The sequence below is a fragment of the Catenulispora subtropica genome, from assembly GCF_039531675.1.
Classification (GTDB): domain Bacteria; phylum Actinomycetota; class Actinomycetes; order Streptomycetales; family Catenulisporaceae; genus Catenulispora; species Catenulispora subtropica.
This window is the reverse complement of record NZ_BAAAQM010000132.1, coordinates 1-896: the sequence shown is the minus strand read 5'-3', so window position 1 is coordinate 896 and position 896 is coordinate 1. Positions and strand designations below refer to the sequence as shown.

Below are 896 nucleotides of genomic sequence, written 5' to 3'. Positions count from 1 at the left end.
CGACACCACCGGATCGCTGACCTTCCTGGGCGGGGCCGGCACCGTGACCGGGAGCAAGTACCTGGTCCGCACGCCGCGCGCCTCGGTGCTCGTGGACTGCGGCCTGTTCCAGGGCCTGCGCGAACTGCGGCGGCGCAACTGGCAGCCGCTGCCGGCCGACGCCGCCCGCATCGACGCCGCGGTCGTCACCCACGCGCACCTGGACCACTGCGGCTACCTGCCGCGGCTGGTCAAAGAAGGCTTCACCGGCGCCGTCTACGCCACGCCGGAGACCATAAGCCTGGCCGAGATCGTGCTGCGCGACTCCGCCCACCTGCTGGAGGAGGAGGCGGCGCAGGCCAACGAACACGGCTGGAGCAAGCACAAGCCCGCGCTGCCGCTGTACGACGCCAAGGACGTCGAGCGCTGCCTGGACCACTTCGTCGAACTCGACTACGGCGCCACCGCCCAGATCGCCGACGGCGTGCACTGCCGGCTGCACAACGCCGGCCACATCCTCGGCTCGGCCTGGGCCAAACTGACCCTGGACGGCGCGGCGAAGAACTCTCGGAACTCTCGGAACTCTCAGTCCTCGACGATCGCCTTCTCCGGCGACCTGGGCCGGCCCCACCACCCGCTGCTGCGGCCACCGGACCCCTTCGACGGCGCGGACACCCTGCTGGTGGAATCCACCTACGGCGACCGCCGCCACGACGACCTCACCTCCGCGTCCCGCTTCGAGGAAGCCATCACCTCCACCCTCCGGCGCGGCGGAACCGTGCTGATCCCGGCCTTCGCCGTGGACCGCACCGAGATGATCCTGCACGAACTGACCGGCCTCGCCCAACGCGGCGTCCTGCGCGACGTCCCCATCTACGTCGACAGCCCCATGGCCCTGACCGCACTCGACGTCTACC

1 protein-coding gene is annotated in these 896 nt (G+C 70.9%); it reads left to right on the top strand.

Translation table 11 applies throughout. The features are described from left to right. A partial coding sequence (locus ABD466_RS44270; protein ID WP_344663329.1) for an MBL fold metallo-hydrolase occupies positions 1-896 on the top strand: 896 nt, incomplete at both ends.